This is a genomic window from Tsuneonella sp. HG222 (assembly GCF_053819185.1).
Map to the genome: position 1 here is coordinate 570083 of NZ_JBSOQZ010000001.1, position 16723 is coordinate 586805.

General features: G+C 56.1%; 19 protein-coding genes. All 19 read left to right on the plus strand.

What is annotated here, in order from left to right:
* Positions 1-14: 14 nt before the first annotated feature.
* The 19 genes from ACWPMZ_RS02805 (at position 15) to ACWPMZ_RS02895 (ending at position 16570) form a co-directional block, all read left to right on the plus strand.
* A complete protein-coding gene (locus ACWPMZ_RS02805) occupies positions 15-659 on the plus strand; it encodes an HK97 family phage prohead protease (protein ID WP_455702494.1) in 645 nt (214 codons plus the stop codon).
* 56 nt (positions 660-715) lie between these two features.
* Entirely contained in the window at positions 716-2026 is a 1311-nt protein-coding gene (locus ACWPMZ_RS02810) for a phage major capsid protein (RefSeq protein WP_455702495.1), read from the plus strand.
* A gap of 2 nt (positions 2027-2028) precedes the next feature.
* Positions 2029-2331 (plus strand): hypothetical protein, encoded by a 303-nt coding sequence (locus tag ACWPMZ_RS02815; RefSeq protein WP_455702496.1) that lies wholly within the window; start codon positions 2029-2031, stop codon positions 2329-2331.
* A 574-nt stretch (positions 2332-2905) separates the two neighbouring features.
* On the plus strand, positions 2906-6184 hold the full coding sequence (locus ACWPMZ_RS02820; protein ID WP_455702497.1) for a hypothetical protein: 3279 nt from the start codon (positions 2906-2908) through the stop codon (positions 6182-6184).
* A 435-nt stretch (positions 6185-6619) separates the two neighbouring features.
* Positions 6620-7183: a hypothetical protein gene (locus ACWPMZ_RS02825; RefSeq protein WP_455702498.1), complete on the plus strand. Its 564-nt coding sequence runs from the start codon at positions 6620-6622 to the stop codon at positions 7181-7183.
* Positions 7184-7185: 2 nt separating this feature from the next.
* Entirely contained in the window at positions 7186-7485 is a 300-nt protein-coding gene (locus ACWPMZ_RS02830) for a hypothetical protein (protein ID WP_455702499.1), read from the plus strand.
* A complete protein-coding gene (locus ACWPMZ_RS02835) occupies positions 7482-7844 on the plus strand; it encodes a hypothetical protein (protein ID WP_455702500.1) in 363 nt (120 codons plus the stop codon). Before ACWPMZ_RS02830 ends, ACWPMZ_RS02835 begins: the two co-directional genes overlap by 4 nt.
* A gap of 6 nt (positions 7845-7850) precedes the next feature.
* A complete protein-coding gene (locus ACWPMZ_RS02840; RefSeq protein WP_455702501.1) occupies positions 7851-8291 on the plus strand; it encodes a hypothetical protein in 441 nt (146 codons plus the stop codon).
* 15 nt (positions 8292-8306) lie between these two features.
* Positions 8307-8474 (plus strand): hypothetical protein, encoded by a 168-nt coding sequence (locus ACWPMZ_RS02845; protein WP_455702502.1) that lies wholly within the window; start codon positions 8307-8309, stop codon positions 8472-8474.
* Between the two features lie 3 nt (positions 8475-8477).
* Positions 8478-9464, plus strand: a complete 987-nt coding sequence (locus tag ACWPMZ_RS02850; protein ID WP_455702503.1) for a phage tail tube protein — start codon at positions 8478-8480, stop codon at positions 9462-9464.
* A gap of 3 nt (positions 9465-9467) precedes the next feature.
* Positions 9468-9800 carry a hypothetical protein gene (locus ACWPMZ_RS02855; protein WP_455702504.1) on the plus strand — a complete coding sequence of 111 codons (333 nt, stop codon included), beginning with the start codon at positions 9468-9470 and terminating at the stop codon, positions 9798-9800.
* Between the two features lie 90 nt (positions 9801-9890).
* Positions 9891-11333 carry a phage tail tape measure protein gene (locus ACWPMZ_RS02860; protein WP_455702505.1) on the plus strand — a complete coding sequence of 481 codons (1443 nt, stop codon included), beginning with the start codon at positions 9891-9893 and terminating at the stop codon, positions 11331-11333.
* Positions 11330-12730, plus strand: a complete 1401-nt coding sequence (locus ACWPMZ_RS02865) for a hypothetical protein (protein WP_455702506.1) — start codon at positions 11330-11332, stop codon at positions 12728-12730. Before ACWPMZ_RS02860 ends, ACWPMZ_RS02865 begins: the two co-directional genes overlap by 4 nt.
* Positions 12731-12775: 45 nt before the next feature.
* Positions 12776-13360, plus strand: coding sequence for a hypothetical protein (locus tag ACWPMZ_RS02870; protein WP_455702507.1), 585 nt, complete (start codon positions 12776-12778; stop codon positions 13358-13360).
* Positions 13361-13385: 25 nt separating this feature from the next.
* A complete protein-coding gene (locus tag ACWPMZ_RS02875; RefSeq protein ID WP_455702508.1) occupies positions 13386-14381 on the plus strand; it encodes a glycine-rich domain-containing protein in 996 nt (331 codons plus the stop codon).
* Between the two features lie 9 nt (positions 14382-14390).
* Positions 14391-14852, plus strand: a complete 462-nt coding sequence (locus tag ACWPMZ_RS02880; protein ID WP_455702509.1) for a hypothetical protein — start codon at positions 14391-14393, stop codon at positions 14850-14852.
* Positions 14853-14976: 124 nt separating this feature from the next.
* On the plus strand, positions 14977-15234 hold the full coding sequence (locus ACWPMZ_RS02885) for a hypothetical protein (protein ID WP_455702510.1): 258 nt from the start codon (positions 14977-14979) through the stop codon (positions 15232-15234).
* A gap of 5 nt (positions 15235-15239) precedes the next feature.
* Complete coding sequence (locus ACWPMZ_RS02890; RefSeq protein ID WP_455702511.1) at positions 15240-16226, plus strand: hypothetical protein; 987 nt, start codon at positions 15240-15242, stop codon at positions 16224-16226.
* Between the two features lie 5 nt (positions 16227-16231).
* Positions 16232-16570, plus strand: a complete 339-nt coding sequence (locus ACWPMZ_RS02895) for a hypothetical protein (RefSeq protein ID WP_455702512.1) — start codon at positions 16232-16234, stop codon at positions 16568-16570.
* Positions 16571-16723: the final 153 nt, after the last annotated feature.

A 16723-nucleotide genomic window follows, 5' to 3' on the forward strand; every position in this document is an offset into this window, starting at 1 on the left:
ATATAATTTTCAGTATGAAAACAGAGTACAAGGCCAAGGCTGCGGAGAAGGTAGGAAAGCGAGTTGATTTAGACCTTACCACCAAGGCCGTCTCAATCGATGACGACAAGCATACCGCGACCTTTGTCATGTCCACTGCCGCGATCGATCGCCACGGCGACATCGTTGACCAGGACAGTTGGATTCTGGAGCACTTCGCCAAGAATGCTCCCTTGTTTTGGGGCCACCGGTCCAACGATTACCCCCTCGGGAAGTGGTTGAAGGTTTGGCTTGAACCAGACCTCGATAACCCCGGCCAGAAGATGCTTATGGGCGTCGCTGAGTTTGCCGTTGAGGTACACGCAGACATCAAGCGAGCCTGGGATCACGTCGTTCGCGGCGATCTCAACATGGTCTCAGTCGGTTTCATCCCGCATGTCGTTGAGTACGATGAGCACAAGGACGCGTTCATTCTCAAGGAGTGCGAGCTGATCGAGTGTTCCCTTGTCGGTATTGGCGCCAACCGTAGCGCTCTGATCAAGGACGCCGATCTAAAGGACAGGCTAATAGACATCAAAAAGGACATTGAGGACAGCATTGAAGCAGCCGACCCGGCCGCCATCCGAAAGCGCAATGCTATACTCATGTTGAATAAGGCAGTCCGACAACTCCAAAAGTGAGCGATACCACCGTACCCCTGCAATGGGCGCTCTATTAACACCTAACTACCAATTTAATGTTGAAATTTTTCAAGCTCATCAATGGTAAGAAGATTTACTGTGATGAGAAAGGCGCCCTTATCCAGAAGGATGGCGCAGATGTAGAGGTTGAAGCAGAAGACACAGAAGCAGTCGATATCGACAGCGGTGTTGATGAAGCCACCAAGATGCTCGCGGAGGCGATGCGGAAGGCGGTTGAACGCGGCGACAAGGCTGCGGAAGCGTCCCTCACTAAGACGATGGAAGCCGTCGAAAAGTTCTTCGACGCTTTGGAGGAAAAGGCCAAGGGCCGCACCAGCAAGGTGACGGTGGATGCTGATAAAAAGGCTTCATTCGACGTTGAAAACGTCGTCAAAAGTCTAGCCGAGGTGAAGAGCGGTAACCGTCAATCGGTTGCGTTCGAGATCAAGAGCAAAGCGGACCTCGATTACCTCGCGAAGAGCACTGCCAAGGATGACCTCACTGGCGATGTGATCCTTCCAGACCTGCAACCAGGCATGGAGCGAGCACCGGTCCGTGAAATCTTCATCGAGCAGATCGCTGACACCCAGGAAACCACGTCAGACTACGTCTCGTACGTGGAAGTGACTGGATCGACGGGCGATCCGGCGACCACCGCTGAGCTCGGCACCATTCCAGAGAAGGACTTCACCTTCCAGGAATACAAGAAGCCCGTTCAAAAGATCGCTGTTGCTAACAAGCACTCAGTCGAAATCTTGAGCGACGGTCCAGAGCTGGTGAACGCCATTCGTGGCTTCCTCGCTGAGGACGTGAACCTTGTAACCGACACTCAGCTCCTCTCCGGAAACGGCACAGCGCCGAACCTCCAGGGCGTGCTTGGTGTTGCGGTCAACCTCAACACGTTGATCACTTCGTCAGGTCAAATCCTCGCCAACGCCACCCACGCGGACGTGCTCCGTATTGGTGCGACAGCGATCAAGAGCGCTGGAAAGGGCAAGTTCCGCCCAACCCACGTTTTGCTTCACCCAACCGATGTTGAAACCCTAGAGCTCACTAAGGACTCAAACGGTCAATACGTCCTTCCTCCGTTCATCACGGCTGACGGCACTCGCATCGGCGGAGCGGTTGTAATCGAGAACACAGCAATCACTGCGGGGACCTTCCTCATGGGAGACTTCCGCAAGCTGCACGTTCGCCGCAAGGGTGGAGTTGAGGTTGAGATCACAAACTCAGACGGTACTGACTTTGTGAAGGACATCATCACCATCAAGGTACGTCGCCGTCTAGTGTCTTACATCAAGACCAACGACAACGCAGCGTTCCTCACTGGTACATTCGCTACTATCAAGACTAACCTCGCTTCATAGGTATGAAGGCCGGAGACATTCTTGAGAGCTACGGTGTCAAATTCGCCAAGGTAGTTCGGGTCAGTGAAGACGGCGGCATGTTTAGCCTCAGCGCGTGGGTACCGTCCCGCGAAGCCGCAGAGGTTGAGACAGTCGCAGTGATCACCCTCAACGAATTTGGACTTTCCCAGGTTGTGAAGGGTGGGGCCAACGTCCCAGGAGCAGTGCCAGCGGAAACGGTGCCAGTCACCACCCGCCGCGGCCGAAAGCCCGCTGCCAAAGTAGAGGAGGAAGCTGAAGACGCTTCTGAGGAGGAAGCTGAATAGCTTGTAGGGGAGGGGAGTTCGCTCGCCTCTCCACTCAAGCGATGAGCTTGGTATTAAAAGGATTAAGACAATCGGCTTATAGCAGCATTTAACAAACTCAACGGCTTCGTTGAGCACGTCGCAGAAGGCGTCCACAACCTCGGCTCAGGGCAGCTCGCGGTTGCTCTTACAAACACCGCTCCAGGATCAGAAGGCACTCCGCCTACAGGCGCCACGGGGACCAACATCCTCGCGAACCTGACGCAGATTTCGTACACGAACCTTTCGTCTCGAAACGTCACCACGTCCGCATCCGCGCAGTCAGGTGGCACGTACAAGCTCACCCTGGCAGATCTTACGCTCACCGCATCAGGTGGTTCAGTCGGTCCATTCCGCTACATCTACCTGTACAACGACACCCCAACGTCGCCAGCGGACCCGCTCATCGGTTACTACGATTACGGCAGCTCGATCACGCTAGCCGACGGTGAAAGCCTCACCATCAACTTCGACGACACCAACGGCGTTCTGACGATCGCTTAGGTACAAAAGCAAACACCCGGCCAGCGCCGGGTGTTTTGTTATACTTTGAAAAATGGCCATTTCTCTCAAAACAGCAGGTTCATGGGCGCGAGTAGTAACTGATCCAAGCAGCGTCACCATTCCAGGCTCACCAGCGGCCGGGGATCGCATGTTCCTATTTGCGACATGGAAAACGTACTCAATCACTGTCGCTGATCCATCCGGATGGACGCCGATCGGCACCCCCTTCACGGACGGCGCAGTAGCGGGAAGCAGTTCGATCGGTTCAGTCAAAGTCATGGCTTGGTACCGAGACTGGCAGCCCGGCGACGCCAACCCGTCTCTCGATTGGTCCGCCGCGCCGACAGAAGCCCATGCCGTTATCATGCTCTGGCAGAAGGGCGCGGGAGAGACTTGGGGCACCCCAACAACAGTTACCGCCGCAATGACGAATTGGACCACGAGCTCACAGACCGTTTCCGCAAGCTCAACGACCGATGTCCCAAGCGGCTCGGTTGTAATGGGTCTCATCGGCATCCGCGACGACAGCGCGACCATGACGAGACCGACGACCGGGATAGACGCGGCGGCCGGAATAACTTGGAGCGGGAATTATGTTGAGAGCCCCGCCACTCACTTCAGTTCTTCTGTAGGGAACGATATGTCCGGAGACCTCGGGCATCGTTTCGTAACGACCGGAGCGGCCGGGGCCACGTTGCGCATGACCGGTACTATATCAGCATCGGAAACAGGCGCGGCGAAGTGGGTTGTCCAAGCACTAGCCCCGACAGTAGCACTCAACACACCAGCAGACGCGGGTGCGGTATCGGACACCACGCCAGACCTAACGTTCACAGGCACCGATCCCGCCAGCGCAGCGCTTAGGTATAAAGTCGAGGTGGGTGTCACTAGTGGGTTCGCTTCGGAAAACGCTCACCAGACGCAAAGCACGAACAACACCTTTCAAGAGGTCTACGGCGGCACAGCCGGATCAGGCGAGAGTCTCCAAGCTCGGGGTCAGGCGTTCACTCCTTCTGAAACTCTTTATGTCACAAAGATTTCGCTTAAACTCTCCAAGCAAGGTACGCCCACTGATAATATCCTAGTAAAGATAACAAGTAGCTTAGGCGGAACCGTCTTGGCAACTTCGAGCGGTGTGGGAGGTGGAACGCTCAACGGATCGGCGATAGATTACGAATTTACCTTTTCAACGCCTCCGATTTTACAGTCAGGCGTAAAATACTTCATGGAGGTCACCCGGTCCGGCGCCCGCGACGCTGCAAACTCCTACCGATGGCACAGCTCTAACACTGACCATTTTGCGAGCAACGACCAGTATTTCCGCTCAAATAACTCGTGGTCGTTCAACAGTGCAGCAGACTGTTGTTACATCCTGTACACAAGCCCGGTATTGCTAAGCAAGGTGTCTGGCACGGACGCCGGTTTCTCCGGCAGCCCCGACAACTCCGATCCATTTGCATCAGCCCAGGCCGTCACTTACACGGTCCAGTCTGCTTTGCCTGACGGTACTTATTACTGGCGGGTTGCAGCAATCGAGCCGACCTTAGGTGCGGGGTATGGTCCGTGGAGCAGCACCAGGTCCTTTACCCTCTCCGCCGGAGCTTCCCCGCTAGATGCCACTGTCGCAGCCTTCACTTTAACCGGCACAGCTACCGGCCTCACCCGCCAGCTCAGACTCACCGCTGACCTCCGCACTTATGCTCTGACCAGGATCGCAGCCGTCCTGGCCAAGCTCTATCGCCTGACCGCCGATGTTCGCACTTACAGCCTGACAGGGGTAGCAGCAGACTTCCGCCGCGCCTTACGAATGCCAGCCACAACAGCCACGTTCTCACTCTCAGGCACCGCTACAGGGACGTACTACAACCGGCGCCTCACAGCCGACCAGGCCAGCTTCACACTCACCGGCGTAAACGCCACGATCGCCCGCACTACCGTCATGGCCGCCGCGGTATCGAGCTTCGCTTTGACGGGAGTTGCAGCCACTTTCCGCCGCTCGCTGCAAATGCCAGCTACGGTCTCCAATTTCACGCTTTCAGGCGTGGCTACTCCAACCACTAAGCAATCTCGCTTCAATGCCGATCCTGCTGCCTTTGTGCTGACCGGCTACGCCACCGCTTTCCCGCGGGCCAACGTCATGCTGGCATCAACTGGCGTCTTCACTCTGACCGGAACAGCGACAGCGCTCAATCGAGCTCGCTCAATGCCCGCTACCGTAGCGAGCTTCACCTTGACCGGGATCGCCGCCCAGACAGGCTACAATCGCCGCCTAGCGGTCACTGTGGCCAGTTTCAGCGTCACTACCGTCTCAGCCACGTTTTCGCGCGCGTTGAGGCTTGTGGCAGCTCTGGCGACCTATTCACTCACTGGCATAGCGACGCCAACTGTGAAGACGTTCGCGGTCCAGGCAAACCTGAGTGCATTCAACCTTACTGGCATCGCAGCGACCATCGCCCGCACCAGTGTAATGCCAGCAGGGATCGGCAACTTCACACTGACCGGCAATGCCGCTGAATTTGCCAACCTAGGCGTTCTCGAGGCCGACCGGCAGACCTACGAACTAGCTGGTATTGCCGTGCAGCTCCTACGAGCTCGCAGAATGGCCGCAGAGACAGCAAATTTCGCACTCTCAGGCGTTTCTGTGTCGTTACCCCGCACATTGGCCGTCCTCGCACAGACAAGCGCTTACAGCCTCGCAGGGACCGTCACACGCTTCCCGATCACTATGCCCGCGGCAGTCGGTACCTTTACGCTGACCGGCAATGCAGCCGCTATCCAGGCAAGCGGCTCACTTCCGATCGATACAGCCAGCTTCACGATTACCGCCCAGGCAGCGACGCTGACCAAGAGCTACCGTCTTGATACAGCGCCAGCTACGTTTGCGTACACCGGCAATGCAGCCGACATCGCCAAGGCGAACATCCTCTTTGCGCTCCAGGCTAGCTTCACACTGACAGGCAGAGCGGCCGGGATCACTAAAGCAAGCCGTCTAACGGCTGATCCAGCGCTCTACACCGGGGCAGATGCCAGTGCAGGGCTGACGGTGAGCCGCCGATGCGTTCCAAGCACGGTCTTATTTGACCTCTTAGGCATCGATATCGGCCTGATTTACGCTTCGCCATTCAGCGTCGAAAAGGGAGAACTTGTGCTCACCCTGAATCCGGCAAGTTTCGGGATCTCTTATCCGCCCGTTGAGGACCCTTTTTCCCCATCTGGCAGCCCATTTTCACGAGCAAATTCCCTGTTCTCTGCCGGTGTCAGTCCGTTCAATCGGTCGGCGCGACCCTTTACACCTCGGAATCCTATTGGAACTCGCCCGCCTAGCGGATAACACTCCTATTGGTAGCGTATGAGAGCGCGAAATCCTAATGCTTGGGAGGGCACAATGTCATTTAGTCGTCTGATTGCATTAGGGTTTCTGGCTAGTTTACCTAGCACCGCGAACGCAAGCGACACGAGGCCAACTCGCGCCGAATTCAAAGAATGGGTCGGAACAGGCGCCACGAGTTCCTATGCGTACATTTGCAAGGTGTCCTTGAAGGCGGGAACGCTCAGCCTTCGCGTCGCACCAAATGGAAAGAAAATAGGAACCCTCCCCAACGGCTACGATTTCGATCTGGGTGACGTAAGGGATACTCCAGACGGTCGGACGTGGTATCGGGTTAACCCTTTTGCCGGACGAAATCACCGTGGTTGGGTCTTGTCTGATCATGTTACTTGTGATGCTGAGCACTTGGGTTAGCTAACGAATGCTATAATTGGCGGAATGCCAATCTATACCACGAAAGCTCAGGTCCAAAACTATCTCCTGACCACCATCGATTCGTCGTTCGATGCCCAGCTTGCCGCCTACATTGCCGCCATGAGCGAGCACTGCGATGAGCTTGCAGGGTTTCCGATCTTCCGGGAAGACCCGGAGACGTACACCTACGATGGCGACGGAACCTGTGTGCTACTCACCAAACCGGTCCACACCATCACCGAGATCACGGTCGATGGCACCGCGCTGGACCTCGATGACGTACTCCAGAGCCCGTACAATTCGCCGATCAAAAAGTTGCTCAAACTCCGTTCCGGGGCCTTCACCAACGACTACGCCAACGTCACCGTCACCATGACGCACTGCCTTTCGGTTACACTTCCAGAGAAGATAGCGTGGGCCTCTACCGTCTTTGTGGCCTTGATCGTGAACCAGGTGAACAACCAGGGCGAGGCCGTCCAGTCTGAGAAGATTGGCGAGTACCAAGTGAGCTTCCGATCGCAGAAAGACCGGGCAGACTACGAGCTCGCGAAGCAGATCGTCTCATCACTACGCCCCATAACCTTCTAGCTATGCTCGACAGCCACTTCACCGACACCGCCACGATCGCCCGACGCTCAGTGCTCGGGAATAAGACCACCTACGCTACCGTGGGTGACCCATTTGCTTGTCACATTCAGCCGATCGATGACACGTTCGCCACTGGCGAGATGGGCCGGGGAGGCAAAGCATATCGGCTCTTTTCACTGGCTGAGGTCCGCATTGGCGACCGCCTCACCGACCAGAACGACAAGCTGTATGAGGTCTACGGCGTCAAGCACCACACCTTCCGAGCCCGCTCACATTACGAGGGGACTTTACGCAGCGTATGAGGATCGAGCTTGACCTAGAAGCGGCAGTGTTAAGTGCCTTTCTCAAGCGTTATCCCCAGGCAACAGCCGAGAGTATCAATACATTTAAGGACCGTGTGGGTTACAAGCTCGAAGCGGAGAGCAAGCGGAACGCTCCGGCAGTGACAGGCAACCTTCGTCGCCAAATTTTCTACTACCGCGGGAAGCTAGGCGCCAACCTGCTTTCCTATGCCGAATACTCCCCATACGTTCACGGCGCCCCTTTCTATAAAAACCGCACCAAGCGGCGTGAGACTAAGTTCTTCACCGCCACGCTTCGGGATCAGCGCAGCTTTATCAAGGACGAGGCCAGGGCCATCATTAAACGCGTGCTAAAATAACGATATATGAGTTATCTACCTGAGGATATTCGCACAGCGATCATCAACCGTATCAATGATGTTTCTGAGGCGCATTCGACGTTTTACCGGGCGCCAAGTCCGGCGATCGACGCAGACTGGCCAGCTTATATCCTCGAATACGGGGACAACGAGAACGTGTGGGCCGGGACCGAGACCGACAAAAAGGTCTTCATGTTCAATTTGTACGTCGCCTACGCCTTCAACCCGGCCGATGAAGCCAGCATTGAGCTCGCGGAAACCGCCATTTCTGACGCAGTGGGCGAGCTTTATCGCGTCGTTTTTGAGAAGCCTGGCGTACTTAACCTGCCAAACGGCTGGTGCCGCGCATCGAGCGTGAGTTGGGGCTTTGGCGGTACCGAAGACGTGCCACTTCGCATGGCCATGATGCAGATCAGCGTGACGGTCCACCAGGATCGCAGCGCGTAGTGCTATAATCTTTGTATGAAAAAGGACATTAACAGCCGTGCCGATGGCATCACCAAGGACATAGTGCCTCAGGAGGAGAGTGTGCAGACATTCACCATCCCGTCACTAGGTATCTCTGTTGAAGCAAAGAGCATGAATGAGGCGCTTGAAAAAGCGAAGGAGGTTATCAAATCTAACAATTAGGGTATGACATACGTACGAGGTGAGGATATTGCATTAGGTGTGGCGATGGAGTCTACTCCAGGCACCTTTGTAGCGGCACAGGATTACGTTCGCAGCCGCGATCCACACAGCATCCAGACCATCGTCGAAAAGGCGACCATCAAAGAAACCAAGCTGACCGGCGTGGCCTCACACGGCGACGTGATCACGATGAAGAAGGTGGAGGGGGACATCCCACTCAACCTGCGTTTCCGCACGATCGGCTACTTCCTCAAGTCACTTCTCGGCGGCCTAAACAGCGCCACCGAAGCCGGTGAAACCATCGTGTATCGCCACACTGTCACGCTGAACACAGCGGTAGCACAGCCAACCCTCTCGCTATCCCACGCCCGGGGCGCTCACACCCACCGTCAAATCCCTGGCGCAGTCGTGACCAAGATGGCGCTCAACTTCCCGATCGACGACGTGATCAATGGCACCGTTTCGATCAAAGGGCTCACCGAGACCGATACCTCAAACTTCACCCCTTCATTCAACACCGGCGACCACCTGGCGCCTCACCACATGGTGACCGTCAAGATCGCATCGGCCGTTGCTGGCCTTGCTGGCGCGACAGCTATCAACGTCACAGACATGGCGATCGAGATGGACCGAGCCAGTCGCGAGCGAGTGGCCCTCAGTTCGACCAGTCCTCTTGGCTTCATCGCCTCGCTCTTGAGCGTGTCCGGCTCATTCAAAATGGACAAGGACGATGAGACTTACCGAGCCCTGGCTATCGCTGGCACCGCCCGAGCGATGGAAATCAAAATCCGCAACACTGATCAGACGATCGGAACCGCGGCCAAGCCAGAGCTAACCATCACCCTGCCAAACGTCACTCTCGACACCAGCGAAGAGCGACCATTGGACGATACCGTTACCGAAGAGATCAAGTTCGTTGCTCACTACGACGACACTGAAGCGAAGGCGATCACCTGTTCACTTGTCAATCTTAAGGCCACCTACGTGTAATCTATGGACCTAATTAAAACCGTTGAAACGCCAATCGGCAAGCACAAGGTGGAGTTCAAAACACTCCTGACCGTGGCGGAAGCTGAGCGGGTCAAAACTGCGCAAATGGAGTTCATTCAGACCAAGGATGGCGTCGAGTTTGCCGTCACTAACACGGCGCAAGTCACCCTCGCTGAGAAGCACGAGCTCTTAAAAGTCTCAATCATATCAATCGACGGCGACGCCACCGACTGCTTCGATCGCATCCAGAAGATGTATGAGCCCGATGGAGCGTTCGTGTACGCCAGCATCCTAGAAGCGCAAAAAAAAATGAAGGACACGATCTCCGCGGAGTAGCGCAGATTTGCCACTACATGGGGTGGGATTACCAGACGTTCTACCAACAGCCAACGCCATTCATCAAGGCGGTGGTACAATTAATGCAAGATGGAATCCAACGTACGAATAAAGATTGATGCTCTAGACGACACCAAGGCGGCTTTTTCTAGCCTAAGGGGTAATATTGAAGGGGTCCGCAAGCAGGTCGAGAAGACCAGGCTAGACCTCTCATCGGCTCGAGAAGGATTTCAGCAGATCGCCCTGGTCGGGGGTGCTGCCTTTGCCACCATCGGGGCGGCGTCATTCAAAGCGATCAAAGCGGCCAGCAACCTCGGTGAATCAATCAACGCTGTGAACGTCGTGTTCGGCGAAGGCGCTGATGAGATCCTCAAGTTTGGCGAGAACTCAGCGCGAGCAGTGGGCCTTTCCCAAGCTGCCTTCAATCAGATGGCCACCATCACCGGCGCGCTCTTGAAAGACACCGGCGTCACCATGGACGAGGTGGCGGGCAAGACGAACGACCTGGCAGTCCGTGCTGCCGACATGGCCTCAGTTTTCAATACAGATGTGCAGGATGCCATGAGCGCCATTAACCAGGCCATCCGCGGAGAGACAGAAGCCATCCGACGATACGCTGGGGACGTGACTGACGCCTCCCTTCAAACCTACTTGCTAAGTCAAGGCATCGATCGAGAAGTGGCGTCGCTCACTGAGGCTGAGAAGCGCCTTTACCGTGTTGATTTGATCATGGCGCAGACCGCTGTGACAGCCAACGACTTCGCGAACACCAGCGACGGTTTAGCGAACCGCCAACGCATACTCAGCGCGGAGATTGAGAACCTTTCAGCGACCCTTGGAGCGCAGCTTTCGCCTGTCCTTGTGAGCGTCCTTGATGCTGTGAAGCCGGTGATTGAGAATGTCGGCCACTGGATTCAACAGAACCCTGAGCTCGCCCGGAACATCATCCTCGTGACCGGCGCGGTTACCGGTCTCATGACCGTGCTAGCGGCCATCACACTTACGCTCTTAGCCTTTAACCCGGTGGCCATCATGATCATTGCGACGATCGCGGGCATCGCCGCAATCGTCTATTCCGTTCGAAACGCCATGCAGGAGTTTGGCGTGTCGTGGGCCGAAGTCTGGGAGGGGGTCAAAAACGCTACAATCGCGGCCGTCGATGCCATGCTGGGTCCACTTGATGAGATCGTAGTGGCCGTCGCAAAGGCTCTAGCCGCCCTGAGCAAGTTACCTGGCGTGAAGCTAGGAGTGAGCGTCACAAAAAAGGCATTCAAAAGCGTCTCGGACATGTTCCAGCCCCGCGCCATGGGCGGTCCCGTCAACAGCGGCACCCCTTACATGGTGGGCGAAGTTGGCCCTGAGCTATTTGTACCAGGTAGAAGCGGCACCATCGTGCCCAACAACGCCCTTGCCGGAGCCGGTGGACCAACCATCAACCTATACATCAGCGGCACCTTCCTAGATGACCGCAGCGCCGCCAAGCGCCTAGCCGACCAGATCATGTCTGAGCTCCGCAATAACACCCGCCTATGATCGTAATCACGCACAACGGCACCGACATCACAGACAAGATTGCTGCCTCGCTTGAGATCAATGACGAACGGAACAGCACCCGCAACACAGCCAGGTTCACCGTTGAAAAGGGACCAGGCGGCTTCACTCCGGTCCTTAACGCCGAGATCATCATCACCTCAGATGGTGAGCGTATTTTTGGCGGCTCGATCATCGCGCTAGAGACCCGCGTCGAGGCTCCACCGACTGTAATTTACAGCGTCGAGTGCGTGGATTTTAGCTTTCAGATGGACCGCAAACTCGCGACCGAGCGGTACGAAAACTACACCGCTGAGGATATCATTGACGACCTTCTGACCACCTACGCGCCAACCTACACGGGCACAGCCGTTTCAGCGCCTCAGACGATCAGCAGCATCAGTTTCAACCGCCTCACTCTCTCAGAGTGCTTCGACAAGATCGCCAAGCTCAACAACTACCTCTGGTACGTGGACTACTACAAGGACTTGCACTTTTTTGAGCGGGAAGGGGAGGAAGCCCCGTTCGATCTCACCGACGACAGCGGCAACTACATTGTCTCCAGCTTGCGCATCAAATCCGACCTTTCTCAGCTCAGAAACAAGATCTTCGTTCTCGGGGGCGAGCAGCCGTCAGATACCGTGCGGACCACGCTACACGCGGGCGATGGGGAGCGCACCGAGTTCGCCACCAACTTCAAATTTGCCGGAGAGCCAGTGGTGGAGGTGAACGGCGTCGCCAAGACCGTGGGCCTTGAGAACATCAATACTGTAGGCTTCGATTGCTATTGGAGCTTCCAGCAGAAGTACATTCGCTTCGCCACGCCACCGCCCGCACCAGGAGTTGGCACGACCAACATTGAGATCACAGGCTACCCGCTTGTGCCTGTCATCACCGAGGTCCCAGACAACGAGAGCATCGTTGAGTTTGGCGAGTTCGAGCACTTTGTCAGCGAAAGCACGCTGACCACCCAGGACGAGACGATCGATCGCGGAATTGCCGAACTTGAAGCGTTCGCAGCCGAGCTCTCCGAAGCATCTTTTGATACCTACACCGCGGGCCTTCGCACCGGGCAGCTCATCAACATCAACTCCACACTTCATGGAGTGGACGCTGATTACGTCATCCAGAGCGTCAGATTCCGGCCGTATCCGAATGGGAGCAGCTTAGAGGGTGTTTGGTCCGTCCAACTGGCTTCGACGGCCTCTCTGACGCTAGTGGAGGCGCTGCGCAGCCTCTTGAAGAAGGAAGAGCTCCAGGCAGACGAGATGGAGGTCCTGTTGGCCTTCTTCACATTCAGGGACGAGGCGACGGGATCGGACGATCTTGACGATGCCACCTACTCAACCGGCCCGTACCTTTGGAACACGGCCGAGTGGGGATATTCCACATACGTGTAGCGCCTAGCGTGGCGCGACCAGCCCACACTGTGGCAAGAACGGTGAATGCAGATCATTCGCGACGATTTGAGCGACCGCTTGGTTCATCTTACCAAAGGCCCCGACGCGTTGCTCAATTTCATCAATATCCTGAACACCCGTACCCTCTTGGGGGGCACGGGATTTATCAAAGGCAGTCACCGCTGCGTTTGCTTTAGCGAGGCGCCAGTCTCCAAGCTCCCGCAGATTTTGGCCATGCCGCACGAGACCGTGAAATACCGGCCATATGGCGTCATGTTCAAGAAGCAGTGGGTGTTCGCGAAGGGCGGCCGTCCCGTGATCTACCAGCCCGATCCAGACTACTCGAAGCTCCCACCCGAGAAGCAGCACCTTCACGTCCGTTTTTGGCTGTCTGACCACTACAACATCGATCACACCTGGGAGCGGGAGTGGCGGATCAAAACCGACGAGTTGAAGTTCACCCCGCAGGACGTGACAGCGTTGGTTCCCACCAGGGACATTTCCGATCGCATCAAGGCTGTGTTCGCGGAGAAGGCGGCCGAGGAAGGGAAAACTGAGCCGTATCCCTGGCACCACATCGTCTTGGAAGACTTAGGTATCCAAATGAAGGATTATCTCGACGGGTCCTAACCGTGAGCTCATGTATAATTGAGGCATGATAAAAAACGGCCAGCAGGTCCTAGACACCGACTTCATAATTTTAACGACAGCGGGGGAGGCACTTTCAGCCCGAGACGCCTGCTACATTTCTTCATCAGACGGCAAAGCATATAAATGCGATGCCGATGACCTCACAAAAATAGACTTCAAAGGCTTCGCCCAAGAAGGCGCTGCGCTAAATGCGACGGTCCGGCTTGTCCCCGAGGGGATGATGACCGGCTTCACCGGCCTTACTCAGAACGGCATTTACTTCCTAAGCGGTACCGCAGGCGCAATCACCACCACTGCTCCGACCAACAAGCGGATTGTTGGGGTGGCGATGAGCACCACCACAATCAAACTTTTCACCGGTTTCTCGCGCATCGAGCTCAAGACGTTCACGACCCCTGGCGCGAACACTTGGACGAAATATCCCGGCCTCGCGATGGTCTTTGTGAAGGTCCAAGCAGCCGGTGGCGGCTCTGGAGGAGCGACGAATGAATTTACATGCAGTGGTGCGGGAGGAGCCTACACCGAGGGGTGGCTGTCTGCCGCTTCTCTAGCCGCAACTGAGACTGCGACTGTGGGGGCGGGAGGAACAGCCGGGACCAGCAGCGGCAATGGAGGCACAGGAGGCACTAGCTCTTTTGGAACTCACTTAGTGTGCGCCGGAGGTGTTGGCAGCACCCGGGGCTCTGCCACCCCTCCCTCAGGAGGCACGGTGTCAACGGCAGGATCATTTTCAATGGCTGGGAGCACCGGATCGTTTGCATTAAGAAACGATGACGGAGGCACTGTTGAGGCGAGAATTATGCAAGGGCCTGGTGTGGGGTACTTGTCCGGTTGGGTACCCGCTACATTTGAAGATGGGAACGACCGTGACTACTACGGCCCGACCGGACGAGGCTATGGTTATGGCGGCAGGATCACCGGCCAGGACAGTCAGCCAAGCGGCATAGCGGGCCAAGCTGGGGGGCAAGGCATTATCATCGTCGAGGAGTATTACATTTAAGCCGATAGCATGAAAATCCACACAAATTCGTACGCTCGCGGCTTCCTCGAAATTATCTCAGTCGATGCTAAAACCGGGCTTGAAGTCTGGCGATCGCCAAAAATGCACAACCTCATTTTGGATGCGGGCTTGGCATTGATCGCTCAGCACCACGCAGGGGTGACGACCAACGCCCTTGCAATCACGTCTCTCGAAATCGGTAGCGGCAGCACCGCAGTATCAGGCTCGCAGACGGCGCTTGTGACTCCGGTCCTCACTGGCGTCACACCCACCGAAACTGCCCCCAGCGGAGCCAGCATCGAGCTCGAATTTTTCATAGTAGATGGGGACCTTACTAACGGCACCTATAGAGAGGTGGGCTTACGCGCTGGCGCCACCCTCTACACCCGAGCGCTCTTCACCACCCCATACGTTAAGGCTTCCGGCCGCAACACAATCATTCGGTACACGCTTAGCTACGCCGCGGCTTAGGTATGAAGATACTCGCCAACATCTTTCTGGCGATCGTGATCATCTTTGTTTGCCTCGGGAGCATGGTCTACGACCTTGTGAGTAAGCAAAATCAAGGCCGGTAGGCGTATGGCATAATATATCCATGAGCAAAGACAACGACCAGGGGAACCACCAAACCTTCCGCTGGAATATCAACTCCGGCGTCATCCTGGCCATCGCTGTACAAACAATCGCAGCGATCTTTTGGGCGGCATCGTTGCAGTCCCAAGTTTATGAGAGCCGTGACGACATCGCCAAGCTGGAGTCTCGCGTCGATAGCATCGACGGCGATATTCGAGACATCTTGGTCGGCATCGAAGCGATTAAAGGCAAGCTCGGGATCGAGAGCAAATCTAACTAAACCGTATGAAGGCCATCCGCATAAAGCTGATCACCACGGACAAGACACTGCTTTCGTGGCGTACGCTCAAGGCAAAATTGGCTGCAATCCAGGCAGAGCTTGACCAGATCGAGAATGGGACAGTCTCCCTTGAGATCGAGCACCGCAACATCGTCCCCACAGTGAAAGACGGCCGGATCACCCACGAGTGGATGGACGGGCTTTCCCGCCCATTGCTTGACGAGGGATACACCTTCGTCGGGCTCCACATGAGCGACGCGCAGCGGACCAAGTGGGGAGTGAAACCGAGCCTCAATGGCAGCTTCAATCGAGACTATGATCTAATCCAGGAGTTCTACCTTTGGGCCGACGAGCACACCCGCCGCGTCCGGTTCAATCAGTTCATCCAAACTTTCATCCACGAGTTCCTTCACGGCTTCAACCAAGGCGCCGGATTGGAGGACGACACCCATGAGCTTCACGCCGACGGGGATATCCGGGGCGCGTGTGCTGGGAAGGATTGGGATGACTTTGACCTAACCCGTCGAAACCAAGAGAAGCAGGTTTCGATCCTCAGGCGAGTGATCGCTATGCTCCAGATCAAGCGGCCGAGCTTGCTCACAGCAGCTACCAAGCGATTGGGGACCGACGCTTCGCCCAAGGACCTGGCGCCAGACACCATAGGATGCGCGGAGAGCGTCACAAACATCATTCGCGACGTTCTACCGGACTTCCCCATCATCACCGGCACAGCGAGTCTCAAGGCCCGTCTCGACACCGATCCTCGCTTCCGGCGATCGGAAGTGGCGACACCTGGCACGATCATCTTGAGCCCGACTGGCAGCAGCACGAGCAAAAAGGTGACCAATGGCCACGTCGGTATCATCGGCCAGTTCGGCATCATGTCTAACGACAGTGCTACCGGGAAATGGGAGCAGAATTACACCGCAACAACGTGGCGACAGCGGTGGGGAGATAACGGGTACGAAACGTACTACTATCAGCTAATCTAATTTATATGATCGAGAAATTGAAACTAGTCTGGGCCTTCCTCGTGAAGTCCTCAGCCGATCCACGCAAAGCGTCGCTCGCAGTCATGGGCTTCGGCGCCATGTTCATGACCGCTTTCACCGCTGAAATCCTGCCAGCTATTCGAATCTTTTGCGAAGCGGGCTACCTTTGCGGGCTAACCGATCCAGGGCTCATCACCACTGCCAACAATCTCATCGAGCTTGCCGGTGACATCGTGTTCCTGGCGCTCATGGGAGTGTCCATCGTGGCAGCCTTCATCGGGACGGTCCGCAAGGCTTGGACCTTGCTCAACGGTACCAATCCTGTGGTCTATGAGGTAGAATAATAGCGGTCGCGACACGACCACCTTGGCCCATTTTCTCGCAAGGAGTTTGTGCCAATAACTCACCCACCGCAGCGAGAGCTTGGTAAGACTCTCACTAGTATGCAAAAGGCCCCCAGGTGGGGCTTTTTGTTTATACACACCCCGTCTAGTTGC

Coding starts and splice junctions, on each gene's coding strand:
- ACWPMZ_RS02890 (WP_455702511.1), top strand. CDS start 15,240: ATGAAGGCCATCCGCATAAAGCTGATCACCACGGACAAGACACTGCTT.
- ACWPMZ_RS02885 (WP_455702510.1), top strand. CDS start 14,977: ATGAGCAAAGACAACGACCAGGGGAACCACCAAACCTTCCGCTGGAAT.
- ACWPMZ_RS02820 (WP_455702497.1), top strand. CDS start 2,906: ATGGCCATTTCTCTCAAAACAGCAGGTTCATGGGCGCGAGTAGTAACT.
- ACWPMZ_RS02840 (WP_455702501.1), top strand. CDS start 7,851: ATGAGTTATCTACCTGAGGATATTCGCACAGCGATCATCAACCGTATC.
- ACWPMZ_RS02880 (WP_455702509.1), top strand. CDS start 14,391: ATGAAAATCCACACAAATTCGTACGCTCGCGGCTTCCTCGAAATTATC.
- ACWPMZ_RS02895 (WP_455702512.1), top strand. CDS start 16,232: ATGATCGAGAAATTGAAACTAGTCTGGGCCTTCCTCGTGAAGTCCTCA.
- ACWPMZ_RS02865 (WP_455702506.1), top strand. CDS start 11,330: ATGATCGTAATCACGCACAACGGCACCGACATCACAGACAAGATTGCT.
- ACWPMZ_RS02855 (WP_455702504.1), top strand. CDS start 9,468: ATGGACCTAATTAAAACCGTTGAAACGCCAATCGGCAAGCACAAGGTG.
- ACWPMZ_RS02815 (WP_455702496.1), top strand. CDS start 2,029: ATGAAGGCCGGAGACATTCTTGAGAGCTACGGTGTCAAATTCGCCAAG.
- ACWPMZ_RS02875 (WP_455702508.1), top strand. CDS start 13,386: ATGATAAAAAACGGCCAGCAGGTCCTAGACACCGACTTCATAATTTTA.
- ACWPMZ_RS02835 (WP_455702500.1), top strand. CDS start 7,482: ATGAGGATCGAGCTTGACCTAGAAGCGGCAGTGTTAAGTGCCTTTCTC.
- ACWPMZ_RS02850 (WP_455702503.1), top strand. CDS start 8,478: ATGACATACGTACGAGGTGAGGATATTGCATTAGGTGTGGCGATGGAG.
- ACWPMZ_RS02870 (WP_455702507.1), top strand. CDS start 12,776: ATGCAGATCATTCGCGACGATTTGAGCGACCGCTTGGTTCATCTTACC.
- ACWPMZ_RS02805 (WP_455702494.1), top strand. CDS start 15: ATGAAAACAGAGTACAAGGCCAAGGCTGCGGAGAAGGTAGGAAAGCGA.
- ACWPMZ_RS02845 (WP_455702502.1), top strand. CDS start 8,307: ATGAAAAAGGACATTAACAGCCGTGCCGATGGCATCACCAAGGACATA.
- ACWPMZ_RS02860 (WP_455702505.1), top strand. CDS start 9,891: ATGGAATCCAACGTACGAATAAAGATTGATGCTCTAGACGACACCAAG.
- ACWPMZ_RS02810 (WP_455702495.1), top strand. CDS start 716: ATGTTGAAATTTTTCAAGCTCATCAATGGTAAGAAGATTTACTGTGAT.
- ACWPMZ_RS02830 (WP_455702499.1), top strand. CDS start 7,186: ATGCTCGACAGCCACTTCACCGACACCGCCACGATCGCCCGACGCTCA.
- ACWPMZ_RS02825 (WP_455702498.1), top strand. CDS start 6,620: ATGCCAATCTATACCACGAAAGCTCAGGTCCAAAACTATCTCCTGACC.